At 65.9% G+C, this 16,195-nt stretch carries 21 protein-coding genes; 12 read left to right on the top strand and 9 right to left on the bottom strand.

All coding sequences use genetic code 11. The annotated features are described in order from the left end of the window. Positions 1-8: 8 nt before the first annotated feature. From IU514_RS13485 to IU514_RS13465, 5 genes are all read left to right on the top strand, one after another. Positions 9-422 carry a DUF4440 domain-containing protein gene (locus IU514_RS13485; protein WP_194931652.1) on the top strand — a complete coding sequence of 138 codons (414 nt, stop codon included), beginning with the start codon at positions 9-11 and terminating at the stop codon, positions 420-422. A 97-nt stretch (positions 423-519) separates the two neighbouring features. Next, the gene (locus IU514_RS13480; protein WP_194931651.1) at positions 520-1,104 is read left to right on the top strand and encodes a DUF7010 family protein; all 585 of its coding nucleotides are present in this window, start codon (positions 520-522) and stop codon (positions 1,102-1,104) included. A gap of 64 nt (positions 1,105-1,168) precedes the next feature. Continuing rightward, a complete protein-coding gene (locus IU514_RS13475) occupies positions 1,169-1,549 on the top strand; it encodes a VOC family protein (RefSeq protein ID WP_194931650.1) in 381 nt (126 codons plus the stop codon). Between the two features lie 94 nt (positions 1,550-1,643). Beyond that, positions 1,644-2,375 carry a CPBP family intramembrane glutamic endopeptidase gene (locus tag IU514_RS13470; protein WP_194931649.1) on the top strand — a complete coding sequence of 244 codons (732 nt, stop codon included), beginning with the start codon at positions 1,644-1,646 and terminating at the stop codon, positions 2,373-2,375. A gap of 48 nt (positions 2,376-2,423) precedes the next feature. Further along, positions 2,424-2,846 carry a PaaI family thioesterase gene (locus IU514_RS13465; protein ID WP_194931648.1) on the top strand — a complete coding sequence of 141 codons (423 nt, stop codon included), beginning with the start codon at positions 2,424-2,426 and terminating at the stop codon, positions 2,844-2,846. A gap of 62 nt (positions 2,847-2,908) precedes the next feature. Here the strand turns inward: IU514_RS13465 and IU514_RS13460 are convergent, their stop codons facing one another. Then, positions 2,909-3,100 (bottom strand): hypothetical protein, encoded by a 192-nt coding sequence (locus IU514_RS13460; protein WP_194931647.1) that lies wholly within the window; start codon positions 3,098-3,100, stop codon positions 2,909-2,911. Positions 3,101-3,338: 238 nt separating this feature from the next. On the opposite strand from IU514_RS13460, the gene IU514_RS13455 reads away from it, so the two are divergent. Further along, a complete protein-coding gene (locus tag IU514_RS13455) occupies positions 3,339-3,605 on the top strand; it encodes a hypothetical protein (protein ID WP_194931646.1) in 267 nt (88 codons plus the stop codon). A 22-nt stretch (positions 3,606-3,627) separates the two neighbouring features. Here IU514_RS13455 and IU514_RS13450 read toward each other — a convergent pair whose 3' ends face one another. From IU514_RS13450 to IU514_RS13440, 3 genes are all read right to left on the bottom strand, one after another. Continuing rightward, positions 3,628-4,548 carry a class I SAM-dependent methyltransferase gene (locus IU514_RS13450; RefSeq protein WP_194931645.1) on the bottom strand — a complete coding sequence of 307 codons (921 nt, stop codon included), beginning with the start codon at positions 4,546-4,548 and terminating at the stop codon, positions 3,628-3,630. A 136-nt stretch (positions 4,549-4,684) separates the two neighbouring features. Next, entirely contained in the window at positions 4,685-5,632 is a 948-nt protein-coding gene (locus tag IU514_RS13445; RefSeq protein WP_194931644.1) for a hypothetical protein, read from the bottom strand. 81 nt (positions 5,633-5,713) lie between these two features. Further along, on the bottom strand, positions 5,714-5,977 hold the full coding sequence (locus IU514_RS13440; RefSeq protein WP_194931643.1) for a hypothetical protein: 264 nt from the start codon (positions 5,975-5,977) through the stop codon (positions 5,714-5,716). Between the two features lie 331 nt (positions 5,978-6,308). On the opposite strand from IU514_RS13440, the gene IU514_RS13435 reads away from it, so the two are divergent. From IU514_RS13435 to IU514_RS13420, 4 genes are all read left to right on the top strand, one after another. Next, the gene (locus tag IU514_RS13435; protein WP_194931642.1) at positions 6,309-6,551 is read left to right on the top strand and encodes a GlsB/YeaQ/YmgE family stress response membrane protein; all 243 of its coding nucleotides are present in this window, start codon (positions 6,309-6,311) and stop codon (positions 6,549-6,551) included. Between the two features lie 124 nt (positions 6,552-6,675). Further along, the gene (locus IU514_RS13430; RefSeq protein WP_194931641.1) at positions 6,676-7,623 is read left to right on the top strand and encodes an NmrA/HSCARG family protein; all 948 of its coding nucleotides are present in this window, start codon (positions 6,676-6,678) and stop codon (positions 7,621-7,623) included. Positions 7,624-7,706: 83 nt separating this feature from the next. Further along, entirely contained in the window at positions 7,707-8,615 is a 909-nt protein-coding gene (gnd, locus tag IU514_RS13425; RefSeq protein ID WP_194931640.1) for a phosphogluconate dehydrogenase (NAD(+)-dependent, decarboxylating), read from the top strand. 113 nt (positions 8,616-8,728) lie between these two features. After that, the gene (locus tag IU514_RS13420; RefSeq protein ID WP_194931639.1) at positions 8,729-9,235 is read left to right on the top strand and encodes a DUF1993 domain-containing protein; all 507 of its coding nucleotides are present in this window, start codon (positions 8,729-8,731) and stop codon (positions 9,233-9,235) included. Between the two features lie 4 nt (positions 9,236-9,239). Here IU514_RS13420 and IU514_RS13415 read toward each other — a convergent pair whose 3' ends face one another. After that, positions 9,240-10,631, bottom strand: a complete 1,392-nt coding sequence (locus tag IU514_RS13415; RefSeq protein WP_194931638.1) for a short-chain fatty acid transporter — start codon at positions 10,629-10,631, stop codon at positions 9,240-9,242. A 177-nt stretch (positions 10,632-10,808) separates the two neighbouring features. On the opposite strand from IU514_RS13415, the gene IU514_RS13410 reads away from it, so the two are divergent. Continuing rightward, a complete protein-coding gene (locus tag IU514_RS13410) occupies positions 10,809-11,576 on the top strand; it encodes an N-acetylmuramoyl-L-alanine amidase (RefSeq protein ID WP_194931637.1) in 768 nt (255 codons plus the stop codon). Between the two features lie 248 nt (positions 11,577-11,824). Beyond that, complete coding sequence (locus tag IU514_RS13405) at positions 11,825-11,986, top strand: hypothetical protein (RefSeq protein ID WP_194931636.1); 162 nt, start codon at positions 11,825-11,827, stop codon at positions 11,984-11,986. Positions 11,987-12,079: 93 nt separating this feature from the next. Here the strand turns inward: IU514_RS13405 and IU514_RS13400 are convergent, their stop codons facing one another. From IU514_RS13400 to IU514_RS13385, 4 genes are read right to left on the bottom strand one after another with little or no spacing between them, the layout of a single operon-like run. Next, positions 12,080-13,357 carry a dicarboxylate/amino acid:cation symporter gene (locus tag IU514_RS13400; RefSeq protein WP_194931829.1) on the bottom strand — a complete coding sequence of 426 codons (1,278 nt, stop codon included), beginning with the start codon at positions 13,355-13,357 and terminating at the stop codon, positions 12,080-12,082. A 48-nt stretch (positions 13,358-13,405) separates the two neighbouring features. After that, positions 13,406-14,170 (bottom strand): L,D-transpeptidase family protein, encoded by a 765-nt coding sequence (locus IU514_RS13395; protein ID WP_194931635.1) that lies wholly within the window; start codon positions 14,168-14,170, stop codon positions 13,406-13,408. 8 nt (positions 14,171-14,178) lie between these two features. Beyond that, a complete protein-coding gene (locus IU514_RS13390) occupies positions 14,179-15,027 on the bottom strand; it encodes a MurR/RpiR family transcriptional regulator (RefSeq protein ID WP_194931634.1) in 849 nt (282 codons plus the stop codon). A 22-nt stretch (positions 15,028-15,049) separates the two neighbouring features. Then, positions 15,050-16,150 carry a dipeptide epimerase gene (locus IU514_RS13385; RefSeq protein WP_194931633.1) on the bottom strand — a complete coding sequence of 367 codons (1,101 nt, stop codon included), beginning with the start codon at positions 16,148-16,150 and terminating at the stop codon, positions 15,050-15,052. Positions 16,151-16,195: the final 45 nt, after the last annotated feature.

Genomic DNA, 16,195 nt, shown 5'->3' with positions numbered 1-16,195 from the left:
CGCATCGCATGAGAGATCAGCGCGACCGAGACAAGATTGATGCGCTTATCGGCGGTTTCTTTTCGGCCTTCGACAATCGAGGTGCCGCGCCGGAGCTGCATCGGGTCATCGACTGCTTCACGGACAAGGCCGTGATCGTCTGCCGCTCAGCAGGGCAGGCGACCTTCCATACGCCATTGGAATTCGCGCTTCCGCGGATTGAGCTGCTTACTCGCGGCGCACTGGCTGATTTCCATGAGTTTGAGACCAGCGAAAGCACTTCGATTTTTGATGGTATCGCGAGTCGGACATCTCGCTACCGCAAGGCCGGCAAGCTCAACGGCGAACACTACTCTGGCTCAGGCACCAAGTGCTTCCATCTCGTGGAGGTGGGTGGTGACTGGCGGATATCCTCACTTGCCTGGGTCGACGACGATGCCTGACCATCCATGCAAGGCGGAAGCCGCATCGGAGCCAAGGTTGATTCGCGGCGCGGGTCAACTCAGGCGTCAGACTCCACACCAGCTTCGGGGAAATTGCATGGGTACCGATCTAGACGCAGCTCAAGCCGACATGCGCTTTGGTTACTACAGTGGCGCGCCCGGCATCTTTGCATCCTCAGCGGCATGGTTGGCGGCAGCCGTTGTTGCCTTGCAAGGCTCTCCCAAGCAGGCGGTATGGGTGCTCTTTGCCGGCGGCGTCCTGATTCATCCGGTCAGCGTCCTGCTTGCGAAGGTGCTCGGTCGCCCCGGGAAGCACGAACCCGGCAATCCGCTGGCGACCTTGGCGATTGCCACCACGTTCTGGCTGATATTCAGCCTGCCCCTTGCCTATGGGGCAGCGATCCTTCGGATTGAGTGGTTTTTCCCCGCCATGCTGCTTGTCATCGGCGGCCGATATCTGACGTTCGGTCCGCTGTTTGGCATGCGGATCTATTGGGTTCTGGGACTTGCCCTTGCGGTCGCGGGTTACCTTCTCGGCAGCGCACGTGCGCTGCCGGCAGTGAGCGCCTTCGTCGGCGCGACCATCGAGGCTGTATTTGCCGCTGCAGTGCTGGTCCTCGGGCGTCATGAGGTGAGACCAGGCATTTCATTCAGGCCGAAGCCGCTAGGCGACACGGTTTGACCTGGCGTCAGGCCCTGCCCCGACGTCCACCGCATACCTGCAATGACCCGTCTCGGAGATTGCCATGAAGCGTGTAACCGGAATTGGAGGAATCTTCTTCAAGTCCAGGGATCCGAAGGCGTTGGGCGCGTGGTATCGCGATCACCTGGGCCTTGAAGTGAGCGAGTGGGGCGGTGCGGTCTTTCAATGGGGCGGGGCTGACGGTCCGGCGGGCATGACCATTTGGAGCCCTTTCGCGCAGGACACCAGCTACATGGCGCCAAGCTCCGCTTCTTTCATGATCAATTTTCGCGTCGCAGACCTGGATGGCCTGCTTGCCGCCCTGCGCAGCGAAGGCTGCAATGTCATCGACAAGACCGAAACTTCCGAACAGGGCAAGTTCGGCTGGGTGATCGACCCCGAGGGCAACAAGGTCGAGCTCTGGCAGCCACCGGAAGGTCAATAGGACGCTTCGTGGCTCGGCTTGATCCGAGCATCTGGTCGCGTGGCCGTCGCTCTGCGGTACTGGACCTTAAGGTTGGTATGCCAGTGGACGACCCATGACGACGCTCCCTGACCTGCTGTTTGTAGTGTTGATCGCCGTCGTCGGCCCGATCATCGACTACACCGTCTTCTGGCCGGCTTATCGCCGTCTGTCACGGGCCGATCCGGCCTGGGCGCGGAGGTGGCTCTGGGCATCGGCCATCGGCAATCTGTGGGTGCTGGTCGCCTTCGGGGCCGCGATCTGGATGGCTAGCGGCCGGACATGGACGTCGTTCGGGTTTACCGTCCCGGAAGGTTGGCGGTTGTGGACTGCGATCGCATTGTTCCTCGCGCTCGCTGCCTACCATGTCTTCGCACTTGCGACCCTCGTCCGTAGTGCTGACGCCAGGGCGAGCGTGCGGCGCCAGGGCGGGCCAGTCACTTCCGTCGTGCCGCACACGCGAGCCGAGCTGTACTGGTTCGGTGGGGTGTCGCTGACCGCGGGCTTCTGCGAGGAGTTTCTGTTTCGCGGCTACTTCATTTGGGTGTTCGCGCCGTGGCTCGGATGGTGGGGCGCAGCGGCGCTGTCCCTTCCGTTCTTCGCGCTTGCGCATATTTACCAGGGATGGAATGGCGTCTTCCGCACGGGAATCGTGGGCGCGTTCTTCACGCTGACCGTGGCGATCTTCGACTCTCTCTGGCCAGCGATCGCGCTACACGCCCTGATCGATCTCGGCGCCGGGGCGATGGCGTGGCTGGCGTTGCGGGATGGGGCGGAGAATGGCGACTCGGCGGCGCCGGCGGCATAGGGAACCGTCGGCCTGGTTCGAACGTCAGGCTTTACTGGAGAAAATGCGATGTCTGAACTGCATGAGCGCATCCTTGCCAGTTTCTCTGCCCAAGGGCTGATGGCCACGTTGGGCGCCGAGCTCATACATGTCGCCGCGGGCGAAGTGCAGATCGCACTCATGCCACGCCCGGAGCTTTCCCAGCAACACGGATACATTCATGCCGGTGCCATCACCAGCGTGCTCGATAGTGCGTGTGGCTACGCTGCCTTGACCGTCGCGCCTGCTGGCGCTGATGTGCTGACCGTCGAGTTCAAGATCAACTTCGTCCGGCCTGCGGTCGCGGAGCGGTTCGTGGCTATCGGCAGGGTCACCAAGGCAGGAAAGACCCTGACGGTTTGCCAGGGCGAGGTCGTCGGCGAACAAGGATCAGGCAGGGAGGTCATCGCGGTCATGCAAGCCACGATCATCAATATCCCGGGTGTTACCTGACGGTCTATCCGGCGACCCGCGCATTGCATCGCCCAAGTGCCTGGCATCGCGGTCCGACAGCATCAGACCTGCACAACGGACCACATCACGGCGGCAATCAGGGCAGCACCCAGCATGCTGCGTTCGATGCGTTCCAACGTGTCGGGCTTGGGTAGCAAGGCGATCATTGCAAAAGGCTCGGTTCCGGTGGGGGAGGGGCGATGAAACTCCGATCCGCCGATCCAAACCGTGAGAGGGGTCGCAGAGCGGTCCATGCAACGGCGCCTGATGGGCGAGGTTCATGATGAATCGCCGCGCTTGTAATCGGATCGTTCACATCGCGCAAGCGAAGCGTTATGTGCGACGTAAGAATCGTCCCCGCATTCACCATGAACAGGCCGAATTATCTCGTGCTTCGATGAACGTATCTGCCGACACCAACAAGTAAGTACGCGCTCGTCAAGCCGCGCTGGTTAGCATCGGAGTACGCGCCACGATTGCGGAGAGCGTCCGATGTCAGAGACGATCCATAAAACGCCATTCGACCATGTGCACGACACGCTGACGCAGCTGAAGGAGATGCGGCATTACGCCAAGAACAATGTCGAGTTGCTGACCACGCAATGGCTTCTGTTCGATTGCGAACTGGCGAAACTCAAACGGGCCGGCGCTATCGAAGACCTGATGGCACGGCAAGGGCAGTTCTACGATGCGCTGGAGCTGGTGATCGTGGATCTGGAAGAGTTGATGCCCACACTGCAGCCGGCGCCAGAGGAATGACGCCGTGGCGAAATAAGTGGGGTCAATGCCGTTCCAGTGAGTCCAGCGTGGTGGCGAGCCGGTATTTGGGCAGCGACTGGTTGAGCACGCTGGTGCCCCAGAACAGGCCGCAGCGCAGGTTCCCGACGTGCAGGAACGCCTTCCATGGCCATGGAACCGGCTTGTGCTCGTCCTCATCGAAGCCGACCGTTGCCATGCCGGCTTCGTGCAGGATCCGCTCCCACGCGCGCTTCGATTGGAAGCAAACACCAATGCGGGCGGTGTTTGCGCCCAAGCGATGGATTAGCGGGGCTATCGCGTTTGCCGAAGTCAGGCGGAAGATGATGTGGCTGGGCGCGTTGGCTACGAGCAGGCCGTCGTAGACGTTCTCGAAGATGGAGATGTGGCCGCGATCCGACAGCAGATAAGCGGCATCGTGGACCGTCCGGACGACGTTCTCGACAGACTCCCGGTAGTCGAAGCCGACGAGATGGTGCAGAACCCAGTTGAAGAACACGAGGTCGTACCCGCCGTCGAGGAGACCGATGTTCTCGGCCGATTCCTCGATCAGGAACTTCCGTGCATGCGGCTTGTTCCGCGCAAGAAGCAGCCGGGAATTGTCGAGTACGACGCCGTGGGCGTGCGGGTAGCGTGCGAGCAGGCGGTCGGCGAAGCGACCGCTTCCACCTCCGACGTCCAGGAAGCGCAGGCGCCCGTGCGGGAACTGCGCATCGATGCGCCTGACGAGCATGTCCCAGAGTGCCGGCGACACATGTTCAGTGTCGAAGGCCTCGAGCTGTGCGTCGGAAAGGCGCTTCACCGCCATGCTGGCTCCTGTGGACATGCTCGCCCAGCACGCCATGGCGCAGATAAGCGGGCGCGATGGAATGGCGAACGACGAAAGGCCGGATTGTGCGGGCGTCACTGTAGAGCGGCGTGAACCCAACGTCGGTGCAGGGTTCATCATGCCCGCCTGTTTCGAATGAGCGACACTTTTCGCGATGTATGGCGAGGTGCGATGCCTCATCCACGACGCTTAGTGTGTTCGGCTGCGCCCAGGATGAACGCGTGCAGTCGGGCCGGCGATGTGCGGCCGTGTATCAGCTCGACGACGGTTCGCGACGGAAGCGGTGATCGAGATAGTCCGCCAAGCGTTGGTTCAGGCTGGCCGGCTCGTCGATGAAGTGACAGATCAGATCGAACAGTGCGAACTGTTCCGGATCGAACGGCCGATGGGCTCGGACCATTTCCAGCGTGTGCACCCCTTCGGTGCGTATGTTGGCTCCCGAGGCGGACAGATGTCCGGTGCGGCCTTCGGCGAGATCCGCGCCGACTCGGCGATGATGCGAGGAAGCGCCGGTGGACGACGTCACCAGGTCGCCCAGTCCGGCCAGGGTATAGGCGGTACTGGCGTGGCCACCCATGCGTTCGAGGATGGCCGACATCTCGCGCAGCATTTCGGTGATCAGGCAGCCGCGCAGGTTGTCGCCGAGCGCAAGCGCGTCGGCGGCGCCGATCAGCGGCACGTACACATTCTTCATGATCGCGGCCCAGGCGGCGCCGTGTGGGTCGTCCAGAGGTTCCAGAAGCAAGTGGGTGCCCTGGAACAGCGCCACGCATTCCGCAGCGACCGCTCGATCCGCGGAGGCCACCATCGCAAACCCTGGCAAGCCGGCCTGCAGCTCGCGGGCCAGCATCGGCCCATAAAGCAGCGCCCAGCCGATGCGGAGACCGAAGTGGTGTTCGAAGATCTGCGCGGGCGTGCGGCCCTGGGCATCCAGTCCCTTGGCGATGGACAGGTACAGGGAACGCCCGGCAGGCAGGCAGGCCGCAAGTCGCCCCGCCAGTTCGTCGTGCGGATTCGTGGGAAGGGCGAAGATCACGATGTCGCGATCGTGCGCCGCTTCCTCCAGCGGTTGCGTTTCCTGCCACGTAACGAGGTCACGGTCCCAGACCGCGACCTCGTGATTCGCGCGCAGCAGGGACTCGAACGCATGTCCCATGGCGCCATGTCCCAGGATCAGGACGCGCTTGGCTTGGCCCGGCATGATCGGCTCCCCGAGGTGCCCCGCCTCCAGCATATGCCCGGACGGTGGGGGTCGCATGAAGATCGCCGCGCCGAAATCACCTCAGCCGACGATTCTCAGCACACGCGGGCGCGCGGCTCCGCGCTCGGTGGCGGGCCTGGCGTGGGAGAACATGTCGATCAGGACGGTGCCGCCCACGCGAGGGAGCAGGGCGGAGGCGGCGTTGTAGGCGTCGTCGCCGATCAGGCCCCATTCCAGCAGCGCGGCGAGATAGCCGCACCACAGGTGGATGACTTCGTCCTCGTCGCCATGGCGTTCCAGTTGGGCGGCGATGCGGCGCTGCAGTTCTTCGATTCTCGGATGCAAGTTCGGCACGGTGGGAAGGCCCTGCGGCGAACGGGCGCCGCGTGAAGGAAGGCGGTGGGCGAGCGCGCATCCGGCGCGTTCGACCATTGGGTCGCCCGGCCTCTATGCCGGACTCGCCCCGGCGCTTATGGGCCGGAAGGGCATCCGTGTCCCGAGCTGGCCGGACAAGTTCCTGGGCCAGCGCTTGGCGGAGATTGTGGATAGGCGGCTGAGCGGCGGGCCTTCGATATCACGAACAAGGTGTTCGCGTTTTTGAAACGTGACATCGATTTCGCGGTTCGTCCTGCGTGCCAGCATGTTCAGGCCTTCCTGGCTCAATGGAGTGATTCGAATGTCCTGGCTGATTCTTCTTCTGATTGGCGCGATGGCCGGCTGGCTGGCCGGAGTGCTTATGAAGGGACGCGGTTTCGGCGTCATCGGCAACATCATCGTCGGTGTGATCGGTGCGTTCGTCGGTGGCTGGCTGTTGCCGCGGATTGGAGTTCGCTTGGGTGGCGAACTCGGCACGTTCATCGCAGCCCTGATCGGGGCCATGGTCCTGCTGTTCGTGATCGGATTGGCGAAGCGCGCCTGATACGGAATGCATTCAAGGTCAAGCAGCATTTGCCCGGCTCGCCCGGGCATTCTTTTGGCCGCAGCAATGCGTCCATCCCGTTGAACATCCGTGTGCGCGGTTCGCGCGGTCGTTTGGGGCTTCAATGAACGAAAAGAAGGTAATCGCCGTCGTCGGTGCGACCGGCGCGCAAGGCGGTGGGCTGGCGCGCGCCATCCTCGACGATCCCGATGGAGGCTTCGCGCTGCGCGCCATCACGCGCGACGTGGCCTCGAGCAACGCAGTTGCGCTGGCGCGCCGCGGGGGCGATGTCGTGACGGCCGACAGCGACGATGCCCCGAGTCTCGAGAGGGCGCTGCAGGGTGCATATGGTGCGTTCTTCGTGACCAACTTCTGGGAACACTTCGACCCTGAGCGCGAGAAGGCGCAGGCGTGCAACATGGCGCAGGCCGCGAAGGCCGCGGGTGTGCAGCACGTGATCTGGTCGACGCTGGACGACACGCGGTTGCGCCTTCCCCTCGACGATGAGCGCATGCCGACGCTGCTGGAGCAGTACAAGGTTCCGCATTTCGATGCGAAGGGCGAATCGGACGTGTACTTCCTCGAGGCGCGATTGCCGCTGACGCTGCTGAAGACGTCGTTCTACTGGGACAACCTCATCCATTTCGGCATGGGCCCGAAGCCCGGCGAGGACGGCGTGCTGGAGTTCGTGCTGCCGATGGGCGACGCGAAGCTGCCTGGCATCGCTGTCGAGGACATCGGCCGCGCGGCGTATGGCCTCTTCAAGGCGGGCGATACCTATGTGGGCAAGCGGGTCGGCGTTGCCGGCGAACTCCTCACCGGCGCGGAAATGGCACAGGCGCTTACGCGAGCGCTCGGTCGCGAGGTTCGCTATCGCGAGGTGACGCCGGCGCAGTACCGGCGGCTGGGCTTCCCGGGCGCCGAAGACCTCGGCAACATGTTCCAATACAAGCGCGATTTCGAGTCCGCGTACTGCGGCGCCCGCGACGTCGGCAAGACTCGCGAACTCAATCCGCGCCTGCAGACGTTCGCGCAGTGGCTGGACGACAACGCCGCGCGCATTCCGCTCTAGCCGCAAGCCCGGGAAGGTTGCATGCGCCGCCTTCAACCGGCGCATGCGAACATGCGCCGTCACTGCTGCGCTGGAGCGAGGCTATGGAACTGGGCATGGTGGGTCTGGGCCGCATGGGCGCCAACATGGCGGAGCGGCTGGTCGGCCACGGGCACCACGTCGTCGGGTTCGACCCGGGCGCCAAGGCGCGCGAACAGGCTACGGCTCGACGCGTCGTCACCGCGGGCTCGCTGGTGGAACTGGTCGCGCAACTGCTGCCGCAGCGTGTCCTCTGGCTGATGGTGCCGGCGGGCGAAGTCGTCGACGCCACCATCGCCGAACTGCTGCCGCTGCTGTCCGAAGGCGACGTGGTGATCGACGGCGGCAACTCGAACTACAAGGACACGATGCGCCGCGGCGCGATGTTGGCTGGCCACGGCATCCATTACCTGGACTGCGGCACCAGCGGCGGCATCTGGGGCCTGAAGGAGGGCTACAGCCTGATGATCGGCGGCGATGAAGCCGCCGTGGAACGGCTGCGTCCGATCTTCTCCGCGCTGGCGCCGGCGCCGGACCGCGGCTGGGGCCGGGTGGGGCCGAGCGGTGCGGGGCACTTCACCAAGATGATCCACAACGGCATCGAGTACGGAATGATGCAGGCCTATGCCGAGGGCTTCGCGATCATGCAACGCAAGACCGCGCTGGGCCTCGACCTGCAGCAGGTCGCGCATATCTGGCAGCACGGCAGCGTGGTGCGCTCATGGCTGCTCGACCGCACCGCCGATGCGCTCGATCGCAATCCGCGGCTGGACGGAATCGCGCCGCACGTGTCGGACTCGGGCGAGGGGCGCTGGACGGTGGCCGAAGCGATCGACCTGGATGTCTCGGCGCCGGTAATCACGCTGTCGTTGCTGGAGCGGCTGCGATCGCGCGAGGACGACTCCTTCGCCGACAAGCTGCTCGCGGCGATGCGCGCGGAGTTCGGCGGTCACGCGATCAAACGCAGCGAGTGAGGATTGGCCCGCGGGCGGGACAGGCTTTCCCCGCCGCGCCGGCTAATCGGAGTGGAATGCAGACGTTAGGCTGAGGCAGCCGCTGGCGCCCCTTCCTCCCTCCGGAAACCCTTATGTCCCTGTCGATGTACCAGGCCACCGTGCCGATGTTCGTCCGTTCGCTGCAGAACCTGCGTCACGTGCTGGAGAAGGGCGAGGCCCATGCCAGGGACCAGGGGTTCGCAGCGGAAACGCTGCTGGAATCGCGCCTGATCGGCGACATGCTGCCGCTGGTGCGCAACGTGCAGATCGCCACCGACATGGCCAAGAACGGCGTCGCGCGGCTGGCCGGAGTCGACCCGCTGAAGTTCGAAGACGCCGAAACCACGTTCGCGCAGTTGTATGCACGCATCGAGCGCGCCAGCGACTACATCAACACGTTCGCGCCGGCGCTGATCGACGGCTGCGAGGAGCGGACGATCCGCGTGCCGTCCGGTGGCCAGGAGCTGCAGTTCCAGGGGCGCGATTACCTCACAGGCTTCCTGCTGCCCAACTTCTTCTTCCACTGCACGACCAGCTACGCGATCCTGCGCAAGGAAGGCGTTGCATTGGGCAAGAAGGACTACCTCGGCCTCGCCTGAGCCGTCACGGCATGGCCGGCGGCTCGTAGGGCAGGGTCAGCCCCAGCAGCCACAGCAGTCCCAGCACCAGCGGGATGTGCACCAGCAGCTGCATGAAGGTGAAGCCGACGATGTCGCGCGCCTTCAGCCCGAGCACGCCGAGCAGTGGCAGCATCCAGAACGGGTTGACCAGGTTCGGCAGCGCCTCGGCGGCGTTGTAGACCTGGACTGCCCAGCCCAGGTGCACCTTGAGCTCGTTGGCGGCCTGCATCACGTAGGGTGCTTCGATGATCCATTTGCCGCCGCCGGAAGGCACGAAGAACCCGAGAACCGCGGAGTACGCACCCATCACGACGGCGAACGTATCGGCGGAGGCGACCTGCACGAACGCGCTGGAGAGACGATGGGCCAGCGTTTGCCCGCCATCGCCCGCAGCGGCGGTCAGCATCATCGCGATGCCGCCGTAGAGCGGGAACTGGATCAGCACGCCGGTGGTGCTGGGCACCGCGCGCGTCACCGCGTCGAGGAAGCTGCGCGGCCGCCAGTGCAGCAGCAGGCCGACGGCGAGAAACAGGAAGTTGTAGGTGTTGAGGCTGGCGATCGCGGAGACCGCCGGCTTGCTGGCGAACTCGCGCGCAAGCCAGCCGAATGCGAGCAGCGACAGCAGCACCGTCAGCAACGGGCTGTACTCCAGCCACTCGCCGGGCCGCGTGCGTGGCGGCAAGGCCGGAGTCGCGGATGCGTCGACCGTGGTGAACTCGCGTGCCCTGCGCGCGGATTCGCCGCGCGGCGCCGTCCACCAGCACACCGCAAGGGACACGAGGATGAGCACCGTGGTCAGCAGCAGCGACTGCCACAGCAGGATCGTCTTGGTGAAGGGCAGCACGCCGGTGATCTCCACCAGCCCGGGCGGCATGCTGGCCGGGTTGGCCTGCAATTGCGCGGCGGACGAGCTCAGTCCCATCGCCCAGACCGCGCCGAGGCCGAGGTAGGCCGCGGCGCCGGCGGCGCGATAGTCCATGTCGAGGTCCTCGCGTCGGCCGAGCGCGCGCGCCAGCAGGCCGCCGAACACCAGCGAGAAGCCCCAGCTGAGCAGCGAGCTCAACATGCTGACCAGGGCGACGAAGCAGATCGCGCCACGGCCGCTGCGCGGCACGCGCGCCAGCGCCTCGATCAGTCGCGCCACGACAGGCGCGGTGGCCACCACGTAGCCGCCGATCACGACGAACACCATCTGCATCGTGAAGGGGATCAGGCTCCAGAAGCCGTCGCCGAATGCGGTGACCGTCGCCTGCGGCGTCGCGCCGAAGGCCAGTGCGGCCACCGCGACCACGACCACGCCAAGCACCGCGAACACGTAGGCATCGGGGAACCAGCGCTCGGCCCAGGCGGCGCAGTGCAGGGCGGCACGGGCCATCCAGGTGTCCCGAGGGAGCGGCGTGGATGTCGCTGCCGTGGCGGGTGCGTGGCGCTGCATGGCGATTCCCCTGTCGTCTGCGGCCATTGTCGCCGCTTGCGCATGGTTTGGCAGGCCTGCGGCTGTGAAAGAATGAAGCCCTGCTCATCCAGGGCTTGCTCATCCAGGGTGGAACCGATGTTGCGGACACCGTCAACCAAGTGCCTGCTGTTGCTCGCCATGCTGTCGGTGCTGACCGCCTGCGCCAGCGTGCCCCCGGCCGCGCGCAACCCGCTGGCCGACTGGCAGCCGTCGCCGAACCGCAACGAGCGCGGGGCGCAGCTGATCGTGCTGCACCAGACCGAGATGGAAAGCGCGGCGGCGGCGCTGCTGACGTTGCAGACCCGCAACTCGGGCGGGCCGGTCAGCTCGCACTATCTGATCGGCGACGACGGCCATCTCTACCAGCTGGTGGCCGATAGCGAGCGCGCCTGGCACGCCGGCGCGGCGCGCTGGGGCGGCATCTCCGACCTCAACTCGGCCTCGATCGGCATCGAGCTGGATAACGACGGCGCTGAGCCCTTCAGTGAGGCGCAGATCGCGACGCTGCTGGTGCTGCTGGAAGACATCACCCACCGCTTCGATATTCCGCGTCATCTGATCATCGGTCACGGCGACGTCGCGCCGCCGCGCAAGAACGATCCCAGCGTGCGGTTCCCCTGGCAGCGTCTGGCCGAAGCGGGGTTCGGGCTGTGGCCGCGCGAATCGCTGGCGCCGGCGCCAGCGGGTTTCGATCCGTGGGCGGCGCTGCGCCTGATCGGTTACGACCTGCGCGATCGTCCCGCTGCGGTGCGCGCGTTCCATCGCCACTATCGCGGCAACGAGGACGATCAATGGCAGGCCGGCGACGAGGAGCTGCTGTACGACCTGCAGCAGCAGCTGATCGAAGCACCGCCGGTGCCGTGAAGCCCGCCATGCCGTGACGCGGGCGCACGAGCGTGTCGCAATCGCGTGTTGTGTTTCGTTCAGTGCGCAATCGTGCGTGCTGTCGCGCTTCGCGTACGACGCTTCGCACGTCCTGGCCCGGCGCTAGCCGTTTCGACGCACGCCGTGGTTAAAGCCATGTCGACGCCGGTTTTGCGCGGGGGCTTGGGTTCATCGCGTCATCGTCAACGTGCGCGGGCCCATCAATGGGCGCATACGAGAGAGAGTTCATGAAGATCACTGCTCGAAACGCAACCCTGGCGCTGCTCGTGGTGGGCACGCTGACACTGGCGGCATGCGCCAGCCAGAAACCGGCGGAGGAGGCCCCGGCGGCGCAGGCCGCACCGGCGGATGCTCCGGCGCCGGCCGCGGATTCGGGCACGACTCCCTAAGGCTCCTGCAACAGATCAGACGCCCCGCAGAGGGCGGCCACTTCGAGTGGTGTGGTGCGAAAGGCGGCTACGGCCGCCTTTCGCTTGTCCGGATCAACCGGGCTGGCCGTCCTGTACGCGTTCCGCGTCGTGCCGCGGCGCATGTTCCGCGGCTTCGCGTCCGGCCACCACGCCGGTTGCCGTGAGGTCGGCGGTGACGTTGCCGACCGTCGCGAACACGTCGGGAATGGTGTCGACGGCGAGCAGCAGGCCCAGGGGTTCCACCGGCAGACCGGCCGCCTGCACCACCGGCATGTTGGTGGCCATGAAGCTCACCTGCCCCGGCAAACCGACCGAACCCAGGCTGATCACCACGGCGAGCGCGGCGCAGCCGGCGAGTTGCGCGGCACTGAGGTCGATGCCGTAGATCCACGCCACGAACGCGGTCACGCCGATGTACTGCACCGGGCTGGTGATGCGGAACAGCGACACCGCCATCGGCAGCACCAGCGAGGCGATCTCCAGCGGGTAGCCCAAACGCACCCGCGCGCTGTCGACCATCGCGGGCAGCGAGGCCAGCGAGGACTGGGTGCTCGCGGCAATCGTCTGGGCCGGCAGCACGCCGGCCGCGAAACGCCGCAGCGGCGTGCCGGAGGCGCGCGCGACCAGGTACAGCATCAGCGTGACCGAGATGTACAGCACGCACTGCAGCGCGATGTAGTAACCGAATGCGCCGAGCATGCCGACGCCGACCCGCGCGCAGACTGCGAACATCAGCGCGAACACGCCCAGCGGCGCGATCCACAACAGCCAGCGCACGATCACGATCATCGCATCGGCGATGGCTTGGAACAGCTCGACCACGCGCTCGCGGCGGCTCGCTTCGATGCGGGTCAAGGCGAAGCCGAAGAACAGCGCGAACACCACCAGCGGCAGCATCGCGCTGGCCGCCGCTGCGGCGACGACGTTGCTGGGAATGATCGCGGTGAACCAGTCGGCGAGCGCCGGCGGCGTGGCGGGTGCGTGCGGGACGGCGGTTGCGGCGCGGAACGACTGCACCAGTGCGTCGTCGCGCGGCACCAGCGAGAGCAGGGCCGGTGCGGCGATGGCGGTGAATGCGGCGCCCGCGCTGAGCAGCACGATGAAGACCACCATGGCGCGCCGCGCAGTGCGTCCGGATGAGGCGGCGTCACTGGCCGAGGTCACGCCGATCACGACCAGCGACACCACCAGCGGCACGACCGTCATCTGCAATGCGTTGAGCCATAGGCGCCCGATCGGCTGCATCACCGAGGCAGCGGTGTCGGCCGGGCCTGGCGCAATCGCGACCAACAGCAGGCCGGCTACGGCGCCGGCGATCAGCGCCAGCAGGACACGCGTGGTCATCGACAGGGTCGGCATGCGTTCAATCGTCAGGAGAAGTGAGAGGGTGAGCGTGGATCATGGCGCCGGCAGGCGCCAGCTGTGTTGCAGGCGCAGGTATTCCGCCTGGGGCAGCAGCACGAACACGGGGTGGCGTTCCGGGCGCAGCCAGGCAAGCAGCTGTTCCATCGCCGGATCGGCCATCGCGGTGCACCCGGCGGTCGGCTCGCCCGGCGCCTTCCACAGGTGGGCGAAGATGCAACTGCCGCCGCCCGGCTGGTTGAGCGGGTTGTGTTCGATGACGAATCCCAGCCGGTAGCGCTGGTCGCCTCCCGCGTGCAGGTCGCGGCGCATCGGCTCGGTCGAGCCCTCGACCGCGGCCTGGCCGACGTCGCCGGCGTCGACGATGCGGTTGTAGAGCGGCGAGGCATTGACGTCGATGCAGTAGTCGGCGGCGGTCATGGCCTCATAGGGCATGGTCGTATCCGCGTTGCCGGCATAGCCGAACGCGGTGCCGATCGCGAACACGCCGGCGGGAGCCCGTCCGTCGCCCTCGCGCTTCTGCGGTTCGCTGCCCTGCGATGGATGCAATCCGGTGCCCCACGCGCTGCCGTTGCGGCCGACGCTGACCGGTGCTGCGCTGCCGACTTCGCGCCAGGCATCGCCATCGCGCTCGAAGCGGCGCATCCGTCCGGTCGTGGCATCCCAGCCGTCGGTGGTGACGAGAACGAGCTGCCGCGCATCGTCCCAGCCCTTCGCCGGCGAAGGCGACGTGACGGTGGCACAGGCGGCGAGCGCCAGCAGTGGCAGGGTCAGCAGGGTGCTACGGAGAAGGGCGCGCATGCGGGTCGTCAGCTGTCGAGCAGGTCGTGCATGAGCTCGAGATTGAGGTCGAACTGGCGGCGGCGGCCTTCATTGCCATCGCACAGCAGCACATAGATCAGGTCGAGCAGATGCTGCAGCGCCGACTGGTACAGCAGCGGTTCGATGTGCCTGCGGCCGTCATGCGCCGACACGAGCAGCGAGGCGTCCGCGTAGGCGCGCAACGGATTGGGCGTGTGCCGCGTCACCGTGACGACCTTGCCCGAGCGCTCGCGGAAGCGGCGTCCGATCTGGCAAAGCTCCGGCTGGCGTCCGTGTTCGGAGAACACCAGCAGTACGTCGCCGGGCGCGGCGCTGGAAACGCCGGCCTGCATCAGGATGGCGTCGACGTAGTGGACAGTCACTATCCCCAGCATCGACAGCCGCGTCGCGAACGCGCGCGCCGGGATGCCGTCCTCGCCGAGGCCGATGATGTACACCTTGCCGGCCTGCTGCAGCGCCGAGGCGATCGCATCGATGCGGTCGGTGGGATTGATCAGCCGGGTTTCCGCCTCGGCCTGCGCCTTCAGCTGCCAGAGCTGCTCGGCCTGCGCGGTGCGGGGGTCCTCGGCGGCGGCTGCGACCACACCGCCCTCGTCGCCGCCGTTGCCGCGCGCGACTGCCTCGCCGATCGAGTACTTCAGGTCCGGGTAGCCCTTGAAGCCGAGCTTCTGGCTGAACTTCACGACGCTGGACTGGCTGATGCCGAGCGCGTTGGCCAACTGCTGCGAGGAGTAGTCGCGCAGCAGGTGGGCGTTGTCCAGCAGGAAGTCGGCGATGCGGCGCTCGATGGCGGACATCTGGTCTCGTTCGGCCCGGATTTTCAGCAGTGGCGACATGACGTGGGGGCGGCTCCGTGGCTCAGGCGGCCGTCAGCAGTTCCAGGCCGCGGATCTCGCGGATGCCCAGGCCCGGCGCGTCGGTGACGGAGATCTCCGACTCGTTGAAGATCACGCCGCCGTCGACCGGGTTGAACGCGCACAGCGACGGCCCGTCCAGGTCCACCTTGTTGATGACGTTGGCCTTGGCCACGGCGACATGGACGGCGGCGGCGACGCTGATGCTGGTCTCGATCATGCAGCCGATCATGCACTCGATGCCGTACAGCGCGGCGATGTCGGCGATGCGGATCGCGTTCGAGATGCCGCCGGTCTTCATCAGCTTGATGTTGATGATGTCGGCAGCGCGCATGCGGATCAGGTCGATGACCTCGGTCGGGCCGAAGATGCTTTCGTCGGCCATGATCGGCGTGTGCACGCGCTCGGTGACGTACTTCATGCCATCCAGGTCATGCGCCTTGACCGGCTGCTCGACCAGTTCCAGCCGCACTCCGGCGTCCTCCAGTTGTTGTATCGCGTACACCGCCTGCTTGGCGGTCCAGCCCTGGTTGGCGTCCAGGCGCAGCAGGGCGCGCCCCTCGACGGCAGCGTAGATCGCCTTGACCCGCTCGATGTCGACGCCGATGTCCTTGCCGACCTTGATCTTCAGCGACTCGAAGCCGCGGTCCACCGCGCTGAGCGAGTCGGAGACCATCTTGTCGATGTAGTCGACGCTGATGGTGATGTCGGTGGTGATGACCGGGTCACCGCCGCCCAGCATCTGGTACAGCGGCGCGCCATAGAGCTGGCCCCACAAGTCGTAGACGGCGATTTCGACGGCGGCTTTGGCGCTGGTGTTCTTCTCCAGCGCTGACTGGATCAGCTGGGTGATGCGGTTGAGGTCGGCGATTTCCTGGCCGACCAGGCGCGGGGCGATGTACCTGCGGATCGCCTCGATGATCGAGCCATGGGTGTCGCCGGTGATCACCGCCGTGGCGGCCGCCTCGCCATAGCCGACATGGCCGGTGTCGGTGTGCACCGACACGACGATGTCTTCGACCGTGTCGACCGTGCGCAGCGCCGTCTTGAACGGCGTCTTCAGGGGGACGCGGATCATGCCGAAACGGATATCGGTGATTTTCATGCAGTGCGAGGTCTGGAAAGTTGGGGGGTGGAAGGAGAGATGAGG

This window comes from Lysobacter niastensis (genome assembly GCF_015453285.1).
Classification (GTDB): domain Bacteria; phylum Pseudomonadota; class Gammaproteobacteria; order Xanthomonadales; family Xanthomonadaceae; genus Lysobacter_J; species Lysobacter_J niastensis.
Note: the sequence above shows the minus strand (reverse complement) of the source record. Positions and strands in the feature narration are given on the sequence as shown.